This window comes from Sphingorhabdus contaminans (assembly GCF_007280415.1).
GTDB lineage: Bacteria > Pseudomonadota > Alphaproteobacteria > Sphingomonadales > Sphingomonadaceae > Sphingorhabdus_B > Sphingorhabdus_B contaminans.
The window spans coordinates 1045246-1068072 of sequence record NZ_VKKU01000002.1 but is presented as its reverse complement, the minus strand read 5'-3'; the positions used below and the strand labels follow the sequence as shown (position 1 = coordinate 1068072).

At 58.8% G+C, this 22827-nt stretch carries 27 protein-coding genes; 13 read left to right on the top strand and 14 right to left on the bottom strand.

Translation table 11 applies throughout. From position 1 onward, the window contains the following. Positions 1-24: 24 nt before the first annotated feature. The 4 genes from FOM92_RS13350 (at position 25) to dxs (ending at position 3386) form a co-directional block, all read left to right on the top strand. Positions 25-492, top strand: coding sequence for a DUF3237 domain-containing protein (locus FOM92_RS13350; RefSeq protein ID WP_143777327.1), 468 nt, complete (start codon positions 25-27; stop codon positions 490-492). A gap of 67 nt (positions 493-559) precedes the next feature. Continuing rightward, entirely contained in the window at positions 560-925 is a 366-nt protein-coding gene (locus FOM92_RS13345; protein WP_143777326.1) for a MerC domain-containing protein, read from the top strand. A 31-nt stretch (positions 926-956) separates the two neighbouring features. Further along, positions 957-1415, top strand: coding sequence for a Fur family transcriptional regulator (locus tag FOM92_RS13340; protein ID WP_143777325.1), 459 nt, complete (start codon positions 957-959; stop codon positions 1413-1415). Positions 1416-1448: 33 nt separating this feature from the next. Next, a complete protein-coding gene (gene dxs / locus FOM92_RS13335) occupies positions 1449-3386 on the top strand; it encodes a 1-deoxy-D-xylulose-5-phosphate synthase (RefSeq protein WP_143777324.1) in 1938 nt (645 codons plus the stop codon). Between the two features lie 16 nt (positions 3387-3402). Here dxs and FOM92_RS13330 read toward each other — a convergent pair whose 3' ends face one another. The 10 genes from FOM92_RS13330 to purE all read right to left on the bottom strand — a co-directional run bounded on the left by FOM92_RS13330 (position 3403) and on the right by purE (position 12790). Next, a complete protein-coding gene (locus tag FOM92_RS13330) occupies positions 3403-3837 on the bottom strand; it encodes a DUF3035 domain-containing protein (protein WP_143777323.1) in 435 nt (144 codons plus the stop codon). A gap of 24 nt (positions 3838-3861) precedes the next feature. Next, positions 3862-4113 (bottom strand): DUF3035 domain-containing protein, encoded by a 252-nt coding sequence (locus tag FOM92_RS13325; RefSeq protein WP_143777322.1) that lies wholly within the window; start codon positions 4111-4113, stop codon positions 3862-3864. After that, positions 4110-4658: a signal peptidase II gene (gene lspA, locus FOM92_RS13320; RefSeq protein ID WP_143777321.1), complete on the bottom strand. Its 549-nt coding sequence runs from the start codon at positions 4656-4658 to the stop codon at positions 4110-4112. Before lspA ends, FOM92_RS13325 begins: the two co-directional genes overlap by 4 nt. A 128-nt stretch (positions 4659-4786) precedes the next feature. Further along, positions 4787-7555, bottom strand: a complete 2769-nt coding sequence (gene ileS, locus FOM92_RS13315; RefSeq protein WP_143777320.1) for an isoleucine--tRNA ligase — start codon at positions 7553-7555, stop codon at positions 4787-4789. A gap of 65 nt (positions 7556-7620) precedes the next feature. Further along, complete coding sequence (locus tag FOM92_RS13310; protein WP_143777319.1) at positions 7621-8610, bottom strand: glycerophosphodiester phosphodiesterase family protein; 990 nt, start codon at positions 8608-8610, stop codon at positions 7621-7623. After that, the gene (locus FOM92_RS13305) at positions 8607-9542 is read right to left on the bottom strand and encodes a bifunctional riboflavin kinase/FAD synthetase (protein WP_211347409.1); all 936 of its coding nucleotides are present in this window, start codon (positions 9540-9542) and stop codon (positions 8607-8609) included. The genes FOM92_RS13310 and FOM92_RS13305 overlap by 4 nt, the downstream gene beginning before the upstream one ends. After that, the gene (locus tag FOM92_RS13300) at positions 9539-10726 is read right to left on the bottom strand and encodes a dipeptidase (protein WP_143777318.1); all 1188 of its coding nucleotides are present in this window, start codon (positions 10724-10726) and stop codon (positions 9539-9541) included. The genes FOM92_RS13305 and FOM92_RS13300 overlap by 4 nt, the downstream gene beginning before the upstream one ends. Positions 10727-10751: 25 nt before the next feature. Beyond that, positions 10752-11243 (bottom strand): dihydrofolate reductase, encoded by a 492-nt coding sequence (locus tag FOM92_RS13295; protein ID WP_143777317.1) that lies wholly within the window; start codon positions 11241-11243, stop codon positions 10752-10754. Between the two features lie 24 nt (positions 11244-11267). After that, positions 11268-12338, bottom strand: coding sequence for a 5-(carboxyamino)imidazole ribonucleotide synthase (locus FOM92_RS13290; protein WP_143777316.1), 1071 nt, complete (start codon positions 12336-12338; stop codon positions 11268-11270). Continuing rightward, positions 12335-12790, bottom strand: a complete 456-nt coding sequence (purE, locus tag FOM92_RS13285; protein ID WP_143777315.1) for a 5-(carboxyamino)imidazole ribonucleotide mutase — start codon at positions 12788-12790, stop codon at positions 12335-12337. The genes FOM92_RS13290 and purE overlap by 4 nt, the downstream gene beginning before the upstream one ends. A gap of 230 nt (positions 12791-13020) precedes the next feature. Here purE and FOM92_RS13280 point away from each other — a divergent pair, with 230 nt between their 5' ends. Then, positions 13021-13614, top strand: a complete 594-nt coding sequence (locus tag FOM92_RS13280) for a GGDEF domain-containing protein (RefSeq protein WP_170226886.1) — start codon at positions 13021-13023, stop codon at positions 13612-13614. Here FOM92_RS13280 and gpmA read toward each other — a convergent pair. From gpmA to FOM92_RS13260, 4 genes are all read right to left on the bottom strand, one after another. Next, complete coding sequence (gene gpmA / locus FOM92_RS13275; RefSeq protein ID WP_143777313.1) at positions 13611-14294, bottom strand: 2,3-diphosphoglycerate-dependent phosphoglycerate mutase; 684 nt, start codon at positions 14292-14294, stop codon at positions 13611-13613. The two genes, FOM92_RS13280 and gpmA, sit on opposite strands and share 4 nt — an antisense overlap. A gap of 68 nt (positions 14295-14362) precedes the next feature. Continuing rightward, positions 14363-14824 (bottom strand): GNAT family N-acetyltransferase, encoded by a 462-nt coding sequence (locus FOM92_RS13270; RefSeq protein ID WP_211347408.1) that lies wholly within the window; start codon positions 14822-14824, stop codon positions 14363-14365. 3 nt (positions 14825-14827) lie between these two features. Beyond that, positions 14828-15964: a M14 family metallopeptidase gene (locus FOM92_RS13265; protein WP_143777312.1), complete on the bottom strand. Its 1137-nt coding sequence runs from the start codon at positions 15962-15964 to the stop codon at positions 14828-14830. 13 nt (positions 15965-15977) lie between these two features. Beyond that, on the bottom strand, positions 15978-16571 hold the full coding sequence (locus FOM92_RS13260; RefSeq protein WP_143777311.1) for a DUF4136 domain-containing protein: 594 nt from the start codon (positions 16569-16571) through the stop codon (positions 15978-15980). Between the two features lie 154 nt (positions 16572-16725). Here FOM92_RS13260 and ykgO point away from each other — a divergent pair, with 154 nt between their 5' ends. From ykgO to FOM92_RS13220, 8 genes are all read left to right on the top strand, one after another. Continuing rightward, on the top strand, positions 16726-16851 hold the full coding sequence (gene ykgO / locus FOM92_RS13255) for a type B 50S ribosomal protein L36 (protein WP_033920696.1): 126 nt from the start codon (positions 16726-16728) through the stop codon (positions 16849-16851). Positions 16852-16957: 106 nt separating this feature from the next. After that, entirely contained in the window at positions 16958-17569 is a 612-nt protein-coding gene (locus FOM92_RS13250) for an HAD family hydrolase (RefSeq protein ID WP_143777310.1), read from the top strand. A 156-nt stretch (positions 17570-17725) separates the two neighbouring features. Next, on the top strand, positions 17726-18934 hold the full coding sequence (gene sucC, locus FOM92_RS13245) for an ADP-forming succinate--CoA ligase subunit beta (protein ID WP_143777309.1): 1209 nt from the start codon (positions 17726-17728) through the stop codon (positions 18932-18934). Between the two features lie 126 nt (positions 18935-19060). Beyond that, complete coding sequence (locus tag FOM92_RS13240) at positions 19061-19807, top strand: electron transfer flavoprotein subunit beta/FixA family protein (RefSeq protein ID WP_143777308.1); 747 nt, start codon at positions 19061-19063, stop codon at positions 19805-19807. Beyond that, positions 19804-20733, top strand: a complete 930-nt coding sequence (locus FOM92_RS13235) for an electron transfer flavoprotein subunit alpha/FixB family protein (RefSeq protein ID WP_143777307.1) — start codon at positions 19804-19806, stop codon at positions 20731-20733. The genes FOM92_RS13240 and FOM92_RS13235 overlap by 4 nt, the downstream gene beginning before the upstream one ends. 92 nt (positions 20734-20825) lie before the next feature. Further along, entirely contained in the window at positions 20826-21725 is a 900-nt protein-coding gene (locus FOM92_RS13230; protein ID WP_143777306.1) for an energy transducer TonB, read from the top strand. A gap of 56 nt (positions 21726-21781) precedes the next feature. Beyond that, entirely contained in the window at positions 21782-22576 is a 795-nt protein-coding gene (locus FOM92_RS13225; RefSeq protein ID WP_143777305.1) for a transglutaminase-like domain-containing protein, read from the top strand. A 35-nt stretch (positions 22577-22611) separates the two neighbouring features. Then, on the top strand, positions 22612-22827 hold the full coding sequence (locus FOM92_RS13220; protein WP_342778188.1) for an AbrB/MazE/SpoVT family DNA-binding domain-containing protein: 216 nt from the start codon (positions 22612-22614) through the stop codon (positions 22825-22827).

The following is a 22827-nucleotide window of genomic DNA, read 5'->3' as shown; positions in this document are numbered from 1 at the left end:
CCTTTGCCGCCTAATGCTAGCGTGATGCCAATGGATCATCTGGCGCACAAGCATTTAGTCACCCTCACGCTGGACGTCGATTTCCGTTCCATGCTCGTCATTGGATCAACCCCTGGCGGACTACGCCGGATAGCGCCCGTCACAGGCGGCCGGTTTTCGGGAGAACGGATGAATGGAACCGTGTTACCGGGTGCTGATTGGGTCATTAATCGCAGCGACGGCGTTATGGTCATCGATGTGCGTCTCGCCCTCGAAACCGATGATTCTGCCCTGATCTACCTGACTTATCAGGGCCGATTTCTCGCGTCAGCAGAGGCTATGACCCGATTTTCCAAGGGCGAGCTGCTGAAACCGGGGGAATATTCGCTTGTGATCGTCGCGAAATTTGAGTGCGGCGACGAACAATATGCCTGGCTTAATAATGTCATTACCGTGGGTACGGGTCAGCAAATGGCCCACGGTCCAGTCTATTCACTGTTCGAGATTGGCTGATCCGGTACCGAAACTTTCCAAATGATATGTTGTAACGTGCGCCGAATCGGTATAGAGCAACCGGCACATGACACAGGTTTGGACAAAATGGCGTTGGGACGGGCTCGGCTTGAGCATTGCCGGTCTGTGCCTGGTCCACTGCCTCGCGACATCGGTTTTACTGGTATTTTTGGCTTCGGCCGGTGGGCTTTTGCTTCATCCTGCTATCCATGAGGCGGGCCTTTTCCTGGCGATCATTTTCGGCATGCTCGCCCTGGGCAAGGGCCTGTGGGATCACGGCTTTGTCATGCCGGCCGCCATTGGCGCATTGGGAATCGGCATGATGGCTGGCGCGCTGACCATTCCGCATGGCACCACCGAAATCCTGTGGACGGTCATGGGCGTTGCCGTTCTGGCGCTTGGCCACGACCTTAACCACCGCGCATCGAATTGACCTGAGGTTCGGCACAGCCTACATTGCCGAGATGGCAGCACATCATCATCATGAACATGAAGGCGCATCGCTTGCTCATGCAGCGCAGGCCGCGCTTGTCGATGCAGGTGAACAATGGACGGAAATGCGCGCGGACATTTTCGAAGTCCTTGCGACTTTTGACAAGCCGGCATCGGCCTATGACATTGCCGACCTCGTGTCGCAGAAGCGCGGCAAACGGGTTGCACCGAATAGTGTCTACCGTATTTTGGACCTGTTTGTGGCAACGAACCTCGCTCGCCGGGTCGAAAGTGCGAATGCCTATCTGGCCAATTCCCACCCGGGTTGTCTGCACGACTGCATTTTTCTGATCTGCGACAATTGCGGCACGGCGACCCATATTGATGACGATAAGCTGACCAACAATGTCCGCGCCGCTGCCGAAGGTGCGGGCTTTGCACAGGTACGTCCGGTCATTGAAGTGCGCGGCAAGTGCGCTGATTGTGACTGACAGGCCCAAAATTACCCGCTATCACAAGTTCCCATGACCCATATTCCAGACACGCCGCTGCTCGACACGGTAAAGATACCCGCCGATCTTCGCGGACTTCAGGTTTCACAGCTTCGCCAACTGGCCGACGAACTCCGCGCTGAAACCATTTCTGCCGTTTCGGTGACGGGCGGGCATCTGGGGGCAGGACTTGGCGTTGTCGAACTGACCACTGCCATCCACTATGTATTCAATACGCCCGACGACCGGCTGATCTGGGATGTCGGCCACCAATGTTATCCGCACAAAATCCTTACCGGCCGCCGCGACCGGATCCGCACCTTGCGGACCGGTGGAGGGCTCTCGGGTTTTACCAAGCGGAGCGAGAGCGAATATGATCCTTTCGGCGCCGCCCATAGCTCGACATCCATTTCGGCAGCATTGGGCTTTGCCGTAGCCAACAAGATGGCGGGCAAACCCGGCAAGGCCATTGCGGTAATCGGCGATGGCGCAATGAGCGCGGGCATGGCCTATGAGGCCATGAACAACGCCCAAGCGGCCGGAAACCGCCTCGTCGTTATCCTGAACGACAATGACATGTCGATCGCCCCGCCTGTCGGCGGGCTGTCGGCCTATCTGTCGCGTCTCGTATCCTCCAGCGAATATCTGGGACTGCGCAGCCTTGCGAGCAAGCTTGCCAAGAAGCTGTCGCGCCGCATCCATAATGCAGCCGCCAAGGCCGAAGAATATGCACGCGGCATGGCTATGGGCGGCACCCTGTTTGAAGAGCTGGGCTTTTACTATGTCGGCCCGATTGACGGCCATAATCTGGAACAGCTCATCCCGGTCCTCGAAAATGTCCGCGACAATGCCGAAGGCCCGGTACTTGTCCATGTCGTGACGCAAAAGGGCAAGGGCTACGCACCGGCTGAGGCAGCCGCAGACAAATATCATGGTGTGGTCAAATTCGACGTCATCACCGGTAAACAGGACAAGGGCCCTGGCGGCGGTCCGCCCGCTTACCAGAATGTCTTTGGCGAAACACTGGCCAAGCTTGCCGATAGTGACCCGACCATCTGCGCGATAACCGCTGCCATGCCGTCAGGTACGGGTGTCGACAAGTTCGCGGCGGCACATCCCGACCGCAGCTTTGACGTCGGTATTGCCGAACAGCATGGCGTGACATTCGCGGCCGGTCTGGCGGCGCAGGGAATGCGCCCCTTCTGCGCGATCTATTCCACCTTTTTGCAACGCGCCTATGATCAGGTTGTCCATGATGTGGCGATCCAGAATCTGCCGGTGCGTTTTGCCATTGACCGTGCCGGCCTGGTGGGCGCGGATGGCAGTACGCATGCCGGGTCATTCGACATCACCTATCTTGCAACCTTGCCCAATATGGTGGTCATGTCGCCGTCGGACGAAGCGGAACTGGTCCACATGACCTATACCGCCGCATGCCATGACAGCGGCCCCATTGCGTTCCGTTATCCGCGTGGCAATGGCGTCGGCGTTCCCCTGCCCGAAGTTCCCCAGCGGCTCGAAATCGGCAAGGGCCGGATCGTGCGGGAAGGCAAGAAGGTTGCCATATTGTCGCTGGGCACCCGTCTGGCCGAAGCATTGAAAGCTGCCGATACACTGGATGCCAAGGGCCTGAGCACGAGCGTCGCCGACCTGCGCTTTGCCAAACCGCTGGACGAGGAACTGATCCGCCACATGGTTGCGACACATGAAGTGGTGATCACGGTCGAGGAAGCTGCGGTAGGTGGTCTGGGCGCGCATGTCCTGACGCTGGCGAGTGATCTGGGGCTGATGGACACCGGGTTGAAAATCCGCACAATGCGTCTGCCCGATATCTTCCAGGAACAGGACAGCCCGCAAAAGCAATATGACGAAGCCGGCCTGAACGCGCCGCAGATCGTCGACACGGTTTTGAAGGCCCTTCGCCATAACAGCGCGGGCGTTGAAATTGAGGAGGCAGGGGCAAGGGCCTGAAGGCCCTTGTTGACGGTTAGCCCGGAATAACCGCCTGTGCGGTCTGCCCGTCACCTTCAGGGGCGGCGATGATGTCGCGGGTAATCGAACCCTTGTTCACCGTTGTTGTCTGCGGATCACCCACGGACGAACGGATACCCATTTCCGCGGCACCCGGCGTTGTTGTGATCGCGCGTTCCGCAGCCGACCGTTGCGCCGGGCCACCGAACAATGCCTCAAGAACCTGTTCCTGATTGGCTTCGGTCGGGCGAACCGCGGTTGCTGCCGTTGGTTCCAGTGCGAAGTCGGGGGGGACAATCAAGGGGGCCGCACGTCCGGTTGCCGGTGCAGCCGCCTTGTTTCCGCGAATATCCCAGTCCCAAAGCGCCTGTCCTGCCTGACTTACCGAAGCGCAGCCGGACAGGGTTACCATTGCGGTTGCGCAAAAGGCCAAAATCAGTTTCTGTTTCATATTATCAGTCCTTAAAGGCGCGGATCAGGGCCGGGGAGCGGGCGCGGTACCGCCAAAGAGCGCATCGAGAACCTGTTCCTTGATGTCACCATCTTGCGGACGCGGCGCATCGGGCGTCGGTGCCGGCAAGGTGAATGTGGCAGGCACAACAATGGGCTTGGCACGGGTTACCGCAAATTCGTCAGGCCGCTGACGGTCCAATATACCCGTCGAACCGCAGCCCGAAAGAGAAGTCAACGCGAACGCCGCGAATGTCAGGATAAGTTTCCGCTTCATACTCTCTCCACTATGTCCGCACTGCTTGCGGGTTCCTGAACGCCGGGTTCATCTGCCGGTGCCTTTTCGCGCATCAGGAAAGCACGGGCAAGCAATATCAGCACACCGAAGGTAATGGCCGCATCGGCCAGGTTGAAAATGTAAAAGGGACGGAACGCCCCAAAGTGCAGATCGGCATAGTCGACGACATAGCCATAGCGCACGCGATCGACGATATTGCCCAGCGCGCCGCCCAGAACCAAGGCCAGCGCCAGCATGTCGCCGCGCAGTTTTTCACGCCACATCCAGATCGCCACACCGCCCGCTATGACGGCGGTCAACGCCACCAACGCCCACCGCTCGGCATCGCTGTCGGCGGTCAGGAAGCTCATCGAAACACCGCGATTTTCAGCATAGCGCAGGTCGAAAAAGGAAATGATATGAATCACCCCCCTGCTTTGCAGCTGCAAGGGGCCAAGCATGATGAATTTGACAATCTGGTCCGCGATGAAAACCAGACTGGCAAGCATGAGGCCCTGCAGGCGATATTTGGAATGGGGGTTCATGTGCGCACTAAACTTTCTTTGACGTCGTGCCGAACATGTTCCGGCATCCATCCCGCAATCGAGACCAATGCTCTATGAGGAGAAATGGACCCTGAAACAAGTTCAGGGTGACAGGAGCGAATGATTCTTCAGCCATCGACCACAGCCTCACACCGCCCGCAAAGCGCGCCATCCTCCGCAACCTCGGGCAGATGCCGCCAGCAACGACCGCATTTGTGGTTGGTGGTTTTCCGGGCAGAAGTTTCAGCGCCTTGATGAACGGCCGACACGATGAAGACTTCTGCCAGATCGACATCGCCAAAATCACCATTGTAGGTGTATTCGACTTCCAGGCTTGAACCCACGATCTTCTCGCGCCGCATTGGCTCGATCTGTTCGGTAGCCACCATGCGCGCCGCCCGGATATTCTCCCACTTCGCGGCCAGTGCCGCATCGTTCGCGGCAGGCACCTCCGGCCAATCCGAAAAATGCACACTGTCGGCATCGGCACCAAAGCGGGTCTGCCAGACTTCTTCGCTGGTGAAGACCAGCACAGGCGCGATGTAGCGCACCAGTGCGTGGAACAGGATGTCCAGCACCGTGCGATAGGCCATGCGCTTGGGATCGGTCGGCGCATCGCAATAAAGGCAGTCCTTGCGGATATCGAAGAAGAAGGCCGACAGGTCTTCATTGGCGAAATCGGTCAGCAGGCGCACATAGCTGTTAAAGTCGAAGTCATTGACCGCTTGCCTAAGCTTCGCATCCATTTCGGCCAGCAGGTGGAGCATATAACGCTCCAGTTCCGGCATATCGGCAACGGCGACCTTTTCGGCATCCGAATACCCGTCCAGCGCGCCGAGCAGATAGCGGAAGGTGTTGCGCAACTTGCGATACTGGTCCGACACGCCCTGCAAGATTTCCTTGCCGATCCGGTGGTCCTCGGTGAAATCCACGGTCAGCGCCCATAGCCGCAGGATATCGGCGCCGCTATCGCGCATCAGGTCGAGCGGATTGATGGTGTTGCCGAGCGACTTGGACATTTTCATGCCCTTTTGGTCCATCGTAAAGCCATGGGTGAGCACGGCATTATACGGCGCGCGCCCGCGCGTGCCGCAGCTTTGCAGCAGCGAAGACTGGAACCAGCCACGATGCTGGTCGCTTCCCTCCAGATAAAGGTCGGCAGGCCATTGCAGATCCGGCCACCGCCCGCTTTCCAGCGTGAACACATGGGTGCAGCCCGAATCGAACCAGACGTCGAGAATGTCGGTCACGCGTTCATAATCGGCGACAGCATAATCGCTGCCCAGATATTCCTGCGCGCGATCCTCGCTCCACGCATCCACGCCCGATTCCCGCACACCGGCGACAATCCGCGCATTGACGGCGGGGTCGTTGAGATATTGCCCCGTCTTCCGGTCGACAAACAAAGTGATCGGCACGCCCCACGCACGCTGGCGGCTCAGCACCCAGTCGGGACGGCCTTCGACCATCGCGGTGATGCGGTTCTGTCCCTTTTCCGGCACCCAGCGTGTTTGCGAAATCGCGGTCATTGCCTTTTCGCGCAAGGTTCCATCCGGCATGGCCTTGTCCATCGGCACGAACCATTGCGGCGTGCAGCGGTAGATGACCTTGGCCTTGGACCGCCAGCTATGCGGGTAGCTGTGCTGGTAATCGGCAGACGCCGCAAGCAGCCCGCCCGCTTCACGCAGCGCCGAGCAGATGGGTCCGTCAGGCGCATTGAATTTGGGATTGATGACGCTGCCCTCACCGCCCAGCCAGAGCCAGTCGGCGCGATATTTGCCGTCGCCCTCGACCGCGAAGACCGGATCGATACCATGCGCCTTGCACAGGTCGAAATCGTCCTCGCCATGGTCGGGCGACATATGGACCAAACCGGTACCGCTGTCCGTGGTAACAAAATCGCCGGGCAGCATGGGGCGGGGCTTGGCAAAGAAACCGCCGAGATGGTGCATCGGGTGACGGACTATGGTTCCGGCCAAATCTGAGCCTTTTCCAGCCCAGATGATACTCATGCCAGTTGAAAGGTTGTTGCCAATCATCCGGGTGAAAACTTGGTCAGGTAAATCCCCAGCTTGGGCAATCAAAATGATTTTGCCCGAAGGATGACCACGCACAGCAAAATAGTCGATATCAGGCCCATATGCGATCGCCTGATTAACCGGAATCGTCCAGGGCGTCGTCGTCCAGATCACCGCATGCGCGCCGACCAGTTCGGGGATCGGGCTTTCGACAATCTCGAACGCCACATCGATCTGGGTCGAGGTGATATCTTCATATTCCACCTCGGCCTCGGCCAAGGCGGTCTTTTCAACGGGCGACCACATGACGGGTTTCGCGCCGCGATAAAGCTGGCCGCTTTCGGCGAACTTCAACAGCTCCGAAACGATGGTCGCCTCGGCCTGGAAATCCATGGTCAGATAGGGATTGTCCCAGTCACCGTTGATGCCCAGCCGCTTCAGCTGCTCGCGCTGGGTATCGACCCAATGCTGCGCATAGGCACGGCATTCGGCGCGGAATTCGACCGGATCGACATCATCCTTGTTCAGCTTTTTCTTGCGATATTGTTCCTCGACCTTCCATTCGATGGGCAGACCGTGGCAATCCCAACCGGGAACATAGGGCGCATCCTTGCCGAGCAGAGTCTGCGTCCGGACGACCGTATCTTTCAGGATATGGTTCAGCGCATGGCCGATATGCATGTCGCCATTTGCATAAGGCGGGCCGTCATGCAGGATGAACTTTTCGCGGCCGCGACGGCGGTTGCGCAGCTCTTCATAAAGGCGCTTTTCCTGCCAGCGCGCAAGGATCACCGGTTCCTTCTGCGGAAGGCCAGCCTTCATGGGGAAATCGGTCTTCGGCAGGAAGACGGTATCGCGATAGTCTGTAGCTTCTGTCATGTCGAAAGCGCCCTTAGCGCAACAAATTGCCTTTCGTCACCCTCAACTTGTTTCGGGGTCCGTTTTCACTTCTTCAACGCAGGGCCGATGCCCCAGATATCCTCTATCCAGATATAGCCGTTGAAGGTTCCGGCGATCTTGCCGAGCTGGTGCACATCGGTCAGGCCTTCGTTGGACTTCCCGCTTTCATAGGGGCCCGTCACAATGACCTTTGCCCCCACCGACTCCATGCGGGCGATCAGGCGGTTGGGCCAGCCCCACATGATCCACTGGTAATTGATCGGAATGACGATCACGCCATTGTGGCAGCTTTCCGGAATGATGCCCGTCCAGCCATAGGCGACATAATCCTTCGTGCATTTTTGCGCTTCGCCCTTCAGGTCGAACGCCCAGTTTTTCGGTGCCAGTTGCCGGATGCGCGTGACCGGGCCGCTTGCACCATAAAAGGCATCGCCCAGCTTTTCATAATCCCGGCCCGACGCTTTCAAAATGGCGAAAAGCTGATCGGCTTCGCCGGCATCCTTGGATTTGAAATTGAACAGCATGGGGCGCGACGGCAGGGCGGCCAGCGCTTCTTCAACCGTCGGGATTTGCCCTATGCCTTTGCCGCGCAAGGGGAAGGTCTTACCGCCATCGGCCGTATAACCATAGCCGATGTCGAGCGCCTTTAGCTCGGCAAGGGTCAGGTCACGCGTCTCGCCCTTGCCATTGGTGCGGCAATCGACCGTCCAGTCATGGAACAGCACCATTTTGCCGTCTTTGGTCGGGGCAACGTCAACCTCGACCAGATCGCCGCCCAACCCGGCCGCCATCTGGATCGATGGCACAGTGTTTTCAAACACCTCATGGTCGGGCGGGTTGATGAAGCGGGCGGTACAGGTGTCGCGGCCAAAGGCGGCGCGTTTGTCATAAAGATGATAGACGCCGCGATGGGCGATCAACTTGGGCTTTCCGACAGGCGCAGGTGCCAGCCAGCTGGCATTCAGCAAGGACAGGACAATAAGGATGAGGGCGATAACAGCCAGCAGGCGTTTCTGGGTGCGGGACAAGGTCATCTGGCCGCCAAAACCTTCCGCGCCTCGTCACAATCCTTTGCCATCTGCGCCATCAGAGCGTCCATGCTGTCGAACTTTGCTTCGGGCCGGATGTAGGCGTGAAATTCGATCTCGATCTTTTGGCCGTACAGGTCTTCGGCAAAATCGAAGAAATGTGGTTCCAGCAATTCCTTGGGCGGATCGAAACTGGGGCGGATGCCGAGATTTGCCGCACCGTCAACCACACGGCCATCGGGCAGGCGGCCCTTGACCGCATAGATGCCGTAACGCGGGCGCAGATAATGCGCCATGTCGATATTCGCGGTCGGAAAGCCGAGCAGGCGGCCATTTTTGTCGCCATGCTGCACCACACCTTCGACGGCAAAGGGACGGGTCAGCAGACGGGTCGCGGTCGCGCAGTCCCCTGCCCGCAAGGCGTCGCGAACCCGGCTGGAGGATATGACGCCTTCGTCGTCCATCACCGGACCCATCGCCGTCGCGTGCAAGCCATGGCGCGCGCCCAGTTCGCGCAATATGGCGATATTCCCGCCACGGCCCTTGCCAAAGGTGAAATCCTCGCCCGTCACCACGCCCGACAGGCCCAGCCGCTTTACCAGCAGTTCGACAATGAAATCCTCTGCAGTGGTTGCCGCAAGGGCGGCATCGAAATCGAAGACCAGCATGGCGTCCGCACCGGCTTCCGCAAATAGATGCTGCCGCTGGTCGAGCGTCGTCAGACGGAACCAGGGCGCATCGGGCGCAAAAAACCGGACGGGATGCGGGTCAAACGTTGCGATAATGGCAGGCTTTCCGGCTGCTTTGGCCTGTGCAATTGCCTCGCCTGCCACCGCCTGATGGCCAAGATGGAAGCCGTCAAAATTACCCAGCGCCGCAACGGCACCGCGCAGGGCATCGGGTATCACATCCTTTGCAGACAGGCGCCTGATGGTCATGATGTGGCAGGCACCCCGGCCAATGGTTTCAGTCCGGCCCGGATCACGCGCAGTGCATTTTCGCCCATGACGGCGCGAATTTCGGCAGGCGTAAAGCCTTCGTCCAGCAGGGCCTGTGTGACCTGTGCCAATTGGGATGTGTCGAAACGCACCGTGGTGGCCCCGTCATAGTCCGACCCCAGGGCGACATGGTCGATGCCGACCAGATCGCGCACATGCTTCATCGCCTTGGCGGCTGCGCGGGGGGATGTGTCGCAAATGGCGGCATCCCAATAACCGACACCAATGACGCCGCCGGTTTTGGCAACGCCCCGAATTTCGTCGTCGGTCAGATTGCGGTTGACCTTGCACGTCGCCTGCACGCCGCCATGGCTCGACACCACAGGGCGCTTGGCCATCGCCAGCACTTCGGCGACGCCGCTGTGGCTCAGATGCGCGATGTCGACGATCATGCCCTTTGCCTCCATCCGCCGCACAATATCGCGGCCAAAAGGTGTCAGTCCGCCCTTTTTCAGGCCGTGCATCGACCCTGCCAGTTCATTGTCGAAAAAATGCGTCAGCCCCGCCATGCGAAAACCGGCGGCGTACAGGCGGTCGAGATTGGATGCCTTCCCCTCCAGATTTTGCAGGCCTTCAATTGTCAGCATTGCGCCCACGGGCTTGGAATCTTTGGCACGCGCCGCCAGCAAGCCATCCAGCTGTGCCGATGTATTGACCGCCTTTATCGCGCCATTCGAACCGGCAGCCGCCACATCGCGCTTATGCGCATGGTATAGCGAGCGTTCGACAAGCGAGCTCCACGTCTTCATCGGCTGCAACTGCGCAATGGTCAGCAAGGTGATATTGTCGCTGTCGGCGCCATTGCCGTCATAATTCTGGTTCTTGGGCGTCTTGCTGACGGACGAGAATAGCTGCAGCGCGACATTGCCGTCCTGCAGGCGGGGCAGGTCCATATGCCCCCGCGATGCACGGTCATTGAGGTCGCGGTTCCACATCAACGTGTCGCTGTGCAAGTCGACAATCGTCAGCGTCTTGTGCAGCGCCTTTGCCTCGTCGCTCACCTTGATCAGCGGCTTGCCGTCAATCCGGTTCATCGCGCCTTCGACATAACCGGGTGCGACCCCGAAAAAGCCAATCGCGGCCGCGCCGACCAGTGCCAGCGAAATCCAGACCCGTTTACGCATTTCTCTTTCCCCTCCCCCGAAAAAGTCAGACGCGCCGCACCAGCGTAACAAAATCATACGCAGGGACCTTGCCCTCTGCGGGATGGCTGTCGCGGGCGATTTCTTGCCAGTCCTTTGCATCGAACGCGGGCATCATCGTGTCGCCTTCGGGCGTGATCGCGATTTCGGTCAGTTCGATCTTGTCGGCCAGCGGCAGGAACAGACCATATATCTCGGCTCCGCCGATGACGCAGACATGAGGGCCATTGGCACGCTTCAGCGCCTCTTCGACCGAATAGACCGGCTCTGCACCTTCTTCTTCCCATGATGTGTCGCGGGTGAGCACGATATGGCGGCGGCCCTCCAGCAAACCGGGCAGACTGTCAAAGGTCTTGCGGCCCATGATCATCGGGCGGCCTTTGGTGATCTGTTTGAAGCGGCGAAGGTCGGCCGGGATATGCCAGGGCATCCCGCCATCGCTCCCGATGACTCCATTGGCGGCGCGGGCGAGGACAAGGATGATTTCGGGGTGATTCATATCCCCCGCTTTGCCGACATTTGATTATCTATACAAGCGGGTGACGTGACCAATTTTGCGTCCGTCACGTGCCTCGGCCTTGCCGTAGAGATGCAGGTTGGCCGCAGGGTCGCCCAAAAGCTGCAGCCAGCGTTCACCGTCCTTGCCGATCAGGTTCTGCATTTCCACCCGTTCGGCAACGGTGGCCGTGCTGCCCAGGGGCAATCCGCAAATGGCACGGATATGGTTTTCGAACTGGCTGGTCTCGGCACCTTCGATGGTCCAATGGCCGCTATTGTGGACGCGGGGGGCGATTTCGTTGAACAGCGGACCTTCGCCGCTGGCGAAAAATTCCGCTGTAAATACCCCTACATATTCCAGTGCATCGGCTACCGCCGCGGCCATTTGTCGTGCCGCCGCCTGCTGGCTTTCGATGAGGGGACCTGCCGGCAGGGTAGAGGTCGCCAATATGCCGTTTTCGTGCGCATTGCGGGGCGAATCCCAATAGCGGATTTCGCCATCTGCACTGCGCACCAATATCACGGAAAATTCGGCATCGAACTGTACCATGGCTTCGGCAATTAACGGCTGGCCACCCGCCCGCCGCCAGGCACTGGCGAGATCGCTTTGCGCCGAAACGCGAACCTGGCCCTTGCCATCATAGCCCATCCGGATGGTCTTCAATATGGCGGGCGTTCCGACAGCAGCGACGGCATCGTCCACCTCAATCTCGGATCGTGCGACTGCAAAAGCAGCGGTTTCACCGCCGAGTTTGCGGACATATTCCTTTTCCTCGACCCGGTCCTGCGCCACTTCCAGCGCCTGGATCGGCGGATGGATCGGAACGGCATGGGCAATCGATCGGAGCGGTTCGACCGGTACATTTTCAAATTCGAATGTGACCACATCGCATTTTTCGGCAAAGGATTTGAGCGCGGCCAGGTCGTCATATTCCGCAACCGTACTGCCGGCTGCAACCTCGAACGCCACATTGTCGCCGGGCGGTGCATAGATGTGGCAGCGATAGCCAAGCTGCGCCGCGGCCATCGCCAGCATACGGCCCAGCTGTCCGCCACCCAAAATGCCGATTGTCGAACCGGGGGGAAGTGCCGTCATTCGGGAGTCTCGGCCACCGATGCTGTCTGCGCCGCACGCCACGCGTCCAGCCGCTCTGCCAGTTCGCCATCTTCATTCGCCAGCATTGCTGCCGCCAGTAGTGCCGCATTTGTCGCCCCGGCCTTACCAATGGCCAGCGTGCCGACCGGTATCCCGGCGGGCATCTGGACGATGGACAACAGGCTGTCCATGCCGTCGAGGGCCTTTGACTGGACGGGCACGCCAAGGACGGGAAGGCGGGTCATCGATGCGGCCATGCCGGGCAAATGTGCGGCACCCCCTGCCCCTGCAATAATGCATTTGAGGCCGCGCCCCGCCGCACCTTTTGCATAGTCGTAAAGACGGTCAGGGGTCCGGTGCGCCGACACCACTTTGCATTCATGCGGCACATGCAATGCCGCCAGCGTCGCCGATGCTTCACGCATCGTTTCCCAGTCCGAGCGGCTGCCCATGATTATTCCGACTAGAGGTTGCGCTTCACTCACCTGTCGTTCCCCCGACCATAAGAAGCATCCGCCCTTAGCGTGGGAGCACGGCAACCGCAATTGTGAATGGACAGCGCATTCCACAGCAGACCGACACCCCCAGAGGATGTAAACTCTTGCTTTTTTGGGGAAAATCTGGTTGAGGGGGAAAATAAGAAAAGATACCCCGGGTCGTGCAAATATCGGGGACTGCTCAATTGGACAAAAATGCCCGCAATTTGACGGCGACAGGCGATTCAGCGACCGCAGCCGATCTTGCGCGCGAAAATGCTGTCTTGAAAGCGCGGGTTGCCGAACTGGAACGTCTGGTTGTCTGCGATACCCTGACGCCGCTCTTCAACCGGCGCCATTTCATGGAAGAACTGGACCGGTGGTGCTGGCGCGCCCATCGTTATGGCGGCCATTACGGCCTGCTGTTCATGGATGTCGACAATCTCAAATCGGTCAATGATCGGCACGGCCATGTTGCGGGCGACATATTGCTGACCAGCATTGCCAAGGCATTATTGGGGGCCGTCCGCCGTTCCGATCTGGTCGCCCGGATTGGCGGTGACGAATTTGCGATATTGCTCGACAATATTCAGGAAAGCGAGCTCGCCCGGAAAGCTGATCGGGTGGTGGCAATGGTTGGAAAGCTCAGGATCGCGCATGGCGACATTTTTCTGACGCCCAGCATTTCCGCCGGCCATGCCGTCATCGAACCGGGCGTCAAACCATCGGATCTGCTATTGCGCGCCGACCGTTCCATGTATGCGGCCAAGCAGGCCAAAGAGGGCGGACGTACCGATTAGCGGTCGGACAAATAATAGCGTTCGCCTTGCAATCCTGCGTCAAGTTCATACACGATCGGCTGCCCTGTCGGTATCTCAAGTCCGGTGATGTCCGCATCCGAAATGCCCGACAGATGCTTTACCAAGGCCCGCAAGCTGTTGCCGTGCGCGGAAATCAGAACCGTCTTGTCGGCCTTCAATTCCGGGACAATGGCACTTTCCCAATAGGGCAGAACGCGGGCGATCGTGTCTTTCAGACTTTCGGTATTGGGAATAGCGATGCCTGCATAGCGCGGGTCGCCCGACAGGTCATAGGCCGAGCCAGCCTCCAGCGGGGGTGGCGGGATGTCAAAGCTGCGGCGCCAGATATGCACCTGGTCCTCGCCATGCTTGGCCGCGGTCTCGGCCTTGTCGAGGCCGGTGAGGCCGCCATAATGCCGTTCGTTCAATTGCCAGTTCTTCGTCACCGGAACCCAGAGCCGACCCATGGCTTCCAAAGCGAGGTTGAGTGTCTTTATCGCGCGCGTCTGCACGCTGGTGAACGCCACGTCGGGGGCAATGCCCTTTTCCTTCATCAACTCGCCGGCGGCCCAGGCTTCTGCCGCACCTTTTTCCGTTACGTCAACATCCCACCAACCGGTGAAGCGATTTTCCAGATTCCATTGCGATTGGCCATGACGGATGAGGATGAGTTTGGGCATATATAATCCTTAGGTCGTGATTCGGTTCTGCCTCTAGCGTCGCGGGATGCAAGGCACAATCGCAGCCGTCAAAGCGATAAGGTCATGAACCTGCTGAACGGATCTTCGACATAGTCGGCAAATGGCGGGCAAAAGTCGAAGCCATGCGCCTGGTACATCGCAAGTGCAGGTACAAAGGCTTCGGCGGAACCGGTCTCCAGACTCAGGCGCTGATATCCGCGCGCCCGTGCTTCCGAAATGATATGCGTCAGCATCGCGGCACCCGCACCCTTTCGCAAATGATCGGCATGGGTGCGCATTGATTTGATTTCGCCATGGTCGGGCGACAATTCCTTCAAGGCGCCACAGCCCATCAAGGCCTTGTCGTCCCAAATCGACCAAAAGGTAACGTCGGGTGCATTGAGCCCGTCGAAATCCAGAAAATGACAGCTACCTTCCGGCGAATTGGCCAGCATGCCGGCAAAATGGGTTTCGAGGAGACTGCGAATTTCAGAACCGGTCAAATCGTCTTCGATGATCCGCATTGCCATTGGTCACACCATTTCAGCCAGAGTTGCCAGACATTCCCGCGCCAGCAATTTGCACCGTTCGGGCGACCAGCCCTGTTCCGGGTCATTGCCGTGGACGGTATCCTTATAGGGCATTTCCAGGGTCATCGAAACGCAGCCATGGCTCTTTCCGAAACGTTCGGCGAGTTGATTGGTGGACATGGTCAGATTGGCCTTGCCCGGTGCCGCAATCGCATATCCCAATTTGGTCTGGAAGTCCGGCGTCCGCTCGGCAAGGCGCTGGATAAAGGCCTGATACCGGTTGCCCTGATCGTCGGTCCAGGACGGAATACCTTCAAAACCGGCCATGAACGCTGCCGGGATCGCCTCGTCACCATGGATATCCATGGCCCAGTGCACGCCGCTTTCATCCATGGCATTCCGGATGCCGAGAACCTCCGGGCTTTTTTCCAGGCTGGGCATCGCCCATTCGCGGTTCAGGTTCACACCGGCATAGTTGGTGCGTAAATGGCCGCGGCAACTGCCATCCGGATTCGCGTTTGGAACGATATGCAGGCGGCATTTATCAAGCAGAACCCGCGCATGCGGATTGCTCAGATCCGTCAGCATGTCGAGTGCGCCTTCCATCCACCATTCGGCCTGGCTTTCGCCCGGATGCTGGCGCGCATAAAGCCAGACCTGGATATCGCCCGAGCCCATTTCGAGGCAGTCAATGGGCTGTCCTTCCAGACTATGGCCAAGGCAGCGATAGGTGACACCCTCGCATCCTGCCGTTTCCGATACCAGATCATGGTGCCGTTCCATGCTGTAGGGTGCGAAATAGGCGAACCAGACAAGGGCGCTTGCCGGTGTATAGCGGATGGTCAGCGTGCCGCCATCTTCACCCTTGTCGTAGCTGCTCTCTGCGCGGCCCCAATAGTCCCGGTCTTCGGAAACGCAGGCGCGATAGTCGGGCCAGCCGCCGGGATAGGCGCTGCCTTCCAGACCAGTGATACGCAAGGTCAGTTCTTCCCCGGCCGTGCAGGCGACGCGGAAATGGAACCATTGGGCAAATTCCGATTCCCGGTCCTTGCGGATCGAAAGATGGGCGGAGTTTCCCTGAATGGAATGTACAATGATATTGCCGCTGTCGAAGGCAGCATTGATGTCGGTAATGGGCATAGATGTTCCTTGATTATGGAACGCGGATAGTCTCACCAGAGACACCGGGGAAGCCCTTAAACATCGCTTCAGCCAATTTTGCGGCGGCGATGCCCGGCTGGGCTGCGGGCGAGCCGGCCTTTGCCGTCTGGCTTGCCTTGCCTTCCCAGATGACGAGCTTGTCACTGCGGCGCAGCAGCCGGACAGAAAGGGTCGTTTCCACCTGCGCCGATGATCCGCCACCAAGGTTGATGCCGACGCCGACACCCAATCCCGAACCGAAGCTGCCGGTCGAACCACCCACGCCTACAGAAACGGGCGAGCGGCGTTCACGTTCGAGTGTGGCAACCCCGTAACGGACTTCGGCAACAATATCGGGATCGGCATTTTTCTCGGAATAGCCGACACGCTGCAATTCCCGTGCGACCGCCGCCAGATAGGGTGAGGCCGCCAGACTCTGGCCGGCGTCGGTTTCTCCCGCCAGCACGACCGATACCGATCCCGTGCCGTAAACGACCCCTTCGGCTGCGCGGTTGAACCGGGTGACCTCGACGGGGCCGGTGGGTACAACGCAGGCAGAAAGCAGGGCCAGCGACAGCAGCGGCAAAAGGCGATTTCCTGTGATCATAATGCACTCCTTACGCCGCACATCCTTGAAGGCAAGCGATGTATGGGCAATGAATCCGCAAAAATCGGCCAATGATGCTTGACTTTGGCCGGTGTCGCCCATAGGAGCGCGCCTTCATTTAAAGCTTTATGCACAGAAAAACGGGTTAATTCCGATGAAGATCGTCAATTCTTTGAAGTCACTCAAGGGCCGCCACCGCGATAACCGCGTGATTCGCCGTCGTGGCCGCGTCTATGTGATCAACAAGACCAACCGTCGTTTCAAGGCGCGTCAGGGCTGAATTGGTCCTGCCTGCACCGCGCAGGCAGAAGGTTCCAGCAAAACGCCGCTCCGAATCCGATTCGTGGGCGGCTTTTTTGTGTCCGAAACCGGGGGAAATGGCGAAGATGGCAGGGATTTCGACAGTCGTGTTCGATGTCGGCAGGGTCTTGTTCGAATGGGACCTGCGGCATTTGTTTGCCAAACTCATCAGCGATTCGGAGGAACTCGACTGGTTTCTGGCTCATGTCGTGACGCCCGAATGGCATTTCCAGCATGATGCCGGCCGTCCGTTGGCAGACATGACGGCCGAGCTGACGGCACAATATCCGCACTATGGCCCGCTGATCGAGGCCTACCGCACGCGGTTCAACGAAACAATTCCGGGGCCGGTACCCGGATCGCTGGACATCGTGCGGGACCTGGCCGCGCAAGATGTGCCGCTATATGCCATTACCAATTTCGGTGCCGAATTCTGGGACATGTTCCGGCCCACGCAGCCGATATTCGACCTGTTTGGCGATATCGTCGTTTCAGGCGTCGAGAAACTGGCAAAGCCCGATCCGGCCATATATGCTCTGGCACTTCAACGCTTCGGTCTGAAGCCGGGTGAAGCAATCTTCATTGATGACAATCATGCCAATGTCGTCAGCGCCCGCGCCAACGGCTTTGCCGCGCATCATTTCACCGACGCCGCCACGCTCCGGTCCGAACTGGCAGGCCTTGGACTGTTACAATGAACAGGTGCCGGTAAAAAACGGGGCATCCATCCCGTTGCCCGCTTTATAATCAATGGCATGCACCATTAGAAAAACTTGTGCGCCAAACCCTTCCATTCCCTGCTTGTCTGTGCTTTAGAGCCTGCGACTCTGCCACCTGGAAGGACGCATTTTCCCATGAATATCCATGAATATCAGGCCAAGGAATTGTTGGCGAAATTCGGTGTAGCGGTGCCCAAAGGCATTGCCGCCATGTCGGTCGAAGAAGCCGTCACCGCCGCCAAGCAGCTTCCAGGCCCCCTTTATGTTGTCAAATCGCAGATTCACGCGGGCGGACGCGGCAAGGGGAAGTTCAAGGAACTGGGTCCGGATGCCAAGGGTGGTGTTCGTCTGGCATTCAACCTGGACGAGGTCGAAGCCCATGCAAAGGATATGCTCGGCAATACGCTGGTGACCGTGCAGACCGGCGAAGCGGGCAAGCAGGTCAACCGTCTGTACATCACCGACGGCGCAGACATTAAGCAGGAATTCTATCTGGCGTTGCTCGTCGACCGTGCCACCAGCCGGATCGCCGTGGTCGCATCGACCGAAGGCGGCATGAACATCGAAGATGTCGCGCATGACACTCCCGAAAAAATCCACACCATCACCATCGACCCCGCCTCCGGCCTGATGCCGCATCATGGCCGCAGCGTCGCCAAGGCCCTTGGGCTGACCGGCGATCTGGCGAAGCAGGCGCAGACGGTTCTTGCCGGTCTCTATGCGGCGTTCCTGGGTACCGATGCCGAGCAGATCGAGATCAATCCGCTGGCTGTATGTGCGGGCGCCAATGGCGATGAACTGCTGGTTCTGGACGCCAAGGTCGGTTTCGACGGCAACGCCATGTTCCGCCACAAGGATCTCGCCGAATTGCGCGACCTGACCGAAGAAGACCCCGCCGAGGTCGAAGCGTCGGAATATGATCTCGCCTATATCAAACTCGACGGCAATATCGGCTGCATGGTCAACGGCGCCGGTCTTGCCATGGCGACGATGGACATCATCAAGCTGAACGGCGAATTCCCCGCCAACTTCCTCGACGTCGGTGGCGGCGCCTCCAAGGAGAAGGTGACGGCTGCTTTCAAGATCATTCTGAAAGACCCGGCCGTGAAGGGTATCCTCGTCAATATCTTCGGCGGCATCATGAAATGCGACATCATTGCCGACGGTATTGTCGCCGCGGCGAAGGAAGTGAACCTCTCCGTTCCGCTGGTCGTCCGTCTCGAAGGCACCAATGTGCAGCAGGGCAAGGATATTCTCGCCAACAGCGGTCTGCCCATCGTTTCGGCCAATGATCTGGGCGATGCGGCTGAAAAGATCGTGGCAGAGGTGCGCAAGGCGGCCTGATCGCCGCCCTTGCGCATAAGAAGAGAAAGAAAAGAGGCCACTTGACGTTCACGTAAACGTCAAGCATAGGCGCAACGGTTTGGCGGGCATTCACTCGTCATGTGAGTCGGTAAGGAAGGATGAGCTATGAAAATCATCGTCCCCGTTAAGCGGGTCATCGATTATAATGTGAAACCGCGGGTAAAGCCGGATGGTAGCGGCGTCGACTTGGCGAACGTGAAAATGAGCATGAACCCGTTTGACGAAATCGCCGTCGAAGAAGCTCTTCGGCTTCGCGAAAAGGGCGTCGCGACCGAGGTCGTTGCCGTTTCCGTAGGCCCCGACAAGGCGCAGGAAACCCTGCGTACCGCGCTCGCCATGGGTGCAGACCGCGCGATCCTGGTCGTCGCCGAAGATGTCGAGCCACTGGGCGTTGCCAAAATCCTCGCCAAGATCATGGACGAAGAACAGCCCGGCCTTGTCATTCTGGGCAAGCAGGCGATTGACGACGACAGCAACCAGACCGGCCAGATGCTGGCGGCGCTGACCGGACGTCCGCAGGGCACCTTTGCCAGCAAGGTCGAAGTCAGCGGTGATACCGTTCACGTGACCCGCGAAGTCGACGGCGGACTGGAGACTGTCAGCCTGAAGACCCCGGCCATCGTCACCACCGACCTGCGCCTCAACGAACCGCGTTATGCGTCGTTGCCGAACATCATGAAGGCGAAGTCCAAGCCGCTCGCACAAAAGACGCCGGGCGATTATGGCGTCGACATTGCCCCGCGCCTGAAGACCCTGAAAGTCACCGAACCGCCCGTGCGTAGCGCCGGTATCAAGGTTGCGGATGTGGACGCGCTGGTCGCGAAACTGAAGGAAATAGGAGTAGCAGCATGAGCGTCCTCGTTTTTGTAGAGCATGACAATGCGTCGGTGAAGGACGCAACGCTGGCTGCGGTAACGGCTGCGGGCAAACTGGGCGAAGTCCATGCGCTGGTCGCAGGTTCGGGTTGCGCTGCCGTGGCGCAAGAAGCTGCGAAGATCGCCGGTGTGACCAAGGTCCATGTCGCCGATGATGCGGCCTATGCCCACCAGCTTGCCGAAAATGTCGCGCCGCTGATTGCAAGCCTGGCCGATCATCATGACGCTTTCGTCTTTCCTGCCACATCGAACGGCAAGAACATCGCCCCGCGCGTTGCTGCCCTGCTCGACGTGATGCAGATCAGCGACATCCTTTCGGTCGAAAGCGCCGATACCTTCACGCGTCCTATCTATGCCGGCAACGCGATTGCCACCGTGCAGTCATCGGATGCCAAGAAGGTCATCACCGTTCGCGGCACCGCCTTTGCCAAGGCCGACGCCACTGGTGGTTCGGCAGCAATCGAAGCGGTATCGGGCAGCGGCGATGCCGGTATCTCGAGCTTCGTCTCGGCCGAAATCGCCAAGCAGGAGCGTCCTGAACTGACATCGGCGAAGATCATCGTGTCGGGTGGCCGCGCGCTCAAGGATTCGGCGACGTTCAACGAAGTCATCCTGCCACTGGCTGACAAGCTGGGCGCAGGCGTCGGCGCCAGCCGCGCTGCGGTCGATGCAGGCTATGTTCCCAACGATTATCAGGTAGGCCAGACCGGCAAGATCGTCGCCCCGGAAGTCTATATCGCGGTCGGCATCTCCGGCGCGATCCAGCATCTGGCAGGCATGAAGGATTCCAAGGTGATCGTTGCGATCAACAAGGACGAAGATGCCCCCATCTTCCAGGTCGCCGACATCGGTCTCGTGGCTGACCTTTATACCGCGGTGCCGGAGCTGGTCAGCAAACTCTGACAAATTACGAATTGCGATGAACCGAAGGGGGCGGTCCGAAATGGCCGCCCCTTTTTATTGCGCCACAGCCATGGGTTCGATAGCTTCGCCCCATGCTTCACAAGATCTCTACCGCGTTTGTGCTTCTGGCCTATGCAACCTCCGCCGTCGCCGACGCACCCAAGGGCCCCATCAGTCTGAAACCGACGTCCGCATGGCATGTCGACTATGCCGACGACCGTTGCCGCCTTGCACGGCAATTCGGGGCGGACGACGAACTCGTCTATGCCTTTTTCGACCGCTACGGTCCGGAAGAATCCTTTCGCCTGACGCTCGCCGGAAAACCGGTGCGGGTGTCGCTGGACAAGGGTGAGGCCTCCGTCCAATTCGGCCCTGCCGAGGAAGAGCAGAAATTTTCCTTCCTGAAAGGCAATCTGGGTGAACGGACCGCAATTGTCTTTTCGAGCGGCGAACGGATTGGGCCACCCACGCCCGCCGAACGGCAAAGGCTGAACAGTGCAAAGCCGGATGAACCACGCACGGTGGAACCCATCAGCGCCGAAAGGAAAAAGGCTGTCCGTTTCATGAAGATCGGAAGGCCACTGCGCAACGAGGTTATCCTTGAAACAGGGTCAATGAACGGACCGCTGAAGGCGCTTGATACCTGTATCGACAATCTGATGACGGTATGGGGAATTGATGTGGAACGGCACCGGACTCTGACCCGGTCGGTACGTCCCGCCAATAATCCCGGTCAGTGGGTGGTTGCCGCAGATTATCCTTTGAACATGCTTTCGGCGGGGCAGCCTGCGATCATCGAATTCCGGTTAAGCGTGGGCGCAGACGGCAAAGCAACTGCCTGTCATATCCAGTCCACGACCCGGCCAAAGGAATTTGATAACGCCGTCTGCAAATCGGTCATGCGCCGGGCTCAATTTGTGCCGGCGCTGGATCGCGAAGGCAAACCGCTCGCATCCTTTTACCGCAATCGCGTACGCTTCGAGATTCCCTGATTTTCCGGCGCACGACTCCCCTTGCGCGCCGGTCTTAAATGACCCAAGGGCGGCGCATGACCACTGTCGCGATCACCGCCACCCTCAACTATCATCTGCCCCAGGCCGCCGACGTTCTGCTTGCGGTTGAATCCATACCGATGACGGACCAGCGCCTGCTAACCGACCTGCTGAAAGTCAAAGGGGACTGTTCGCCGCTGACAACCATTGAGGGCATGGACGGTCTGGGCCGCAGGACATGGCTGCACGCAGAAGGGCGGATCGACATTGTCTACACCGCAACCGTGGCCATCGACCGCGCCCCGACGGTAATTGCCGGGCTGGACACGGTCCCCCACGCCGAACTGCCACCGGCCTATATCCAATATCTCATGCCCAGCCGCTATTGTCCGTCGGACCGCCACGAAAATTTCGTTACCACGCGCTTTGATGGAAAAAGCAAGGGCGACCGCATCCTGCAAATGGCGGACTGGATTTACAATAATATCCAATATGCCCCGGGCTTTTCAGGTACCGGATCGACTGCAACCGACACCTTCATTTCGCATCGCGGTGTCTGCCGCGATTTTGCCCATCTGCTCATCGCTTTTGCCCGGGCCGCAGATGTGCCGGCACGCATGGTATCCTGTTATGGTCTTGGCATCGACCCGCCCGATTTTCATGCCGTCGTCGAAGTCTATCTGGCGGGGCGCTGGCATCTGATCGACCCCACGCGGCTGGCGCCGGAAGAGCATCTCGTCCGCATCGCGGTCGGACGTGATGCCACTGATATCAGCTTCATGACCATCTTCGGAACCGCCAACCTGATTTCACAGAGCGTGACGGTTGAGGAAGCCGGGTTGCAGATTTAGCCTTTTTATGTTATAACTTGCGTATGAACAAACCGATGAAGATTATCAAAGTGGGCAACAGCGCAGGCATGATTCTGCCCAAGGAGATATTGGCAAAGCTTCGCGTGTCGCTTGGTGATGATCTTTATTTGACCGAAACCGCCAATGGTTTCCATCTCACACCCAGCGATCCTAGCTTCGAAGCGAAAATGGCTTTGGCCGAAACAATTATGCGTGAAGACCGCGATATATTGCGGATATTGGCTCAATAG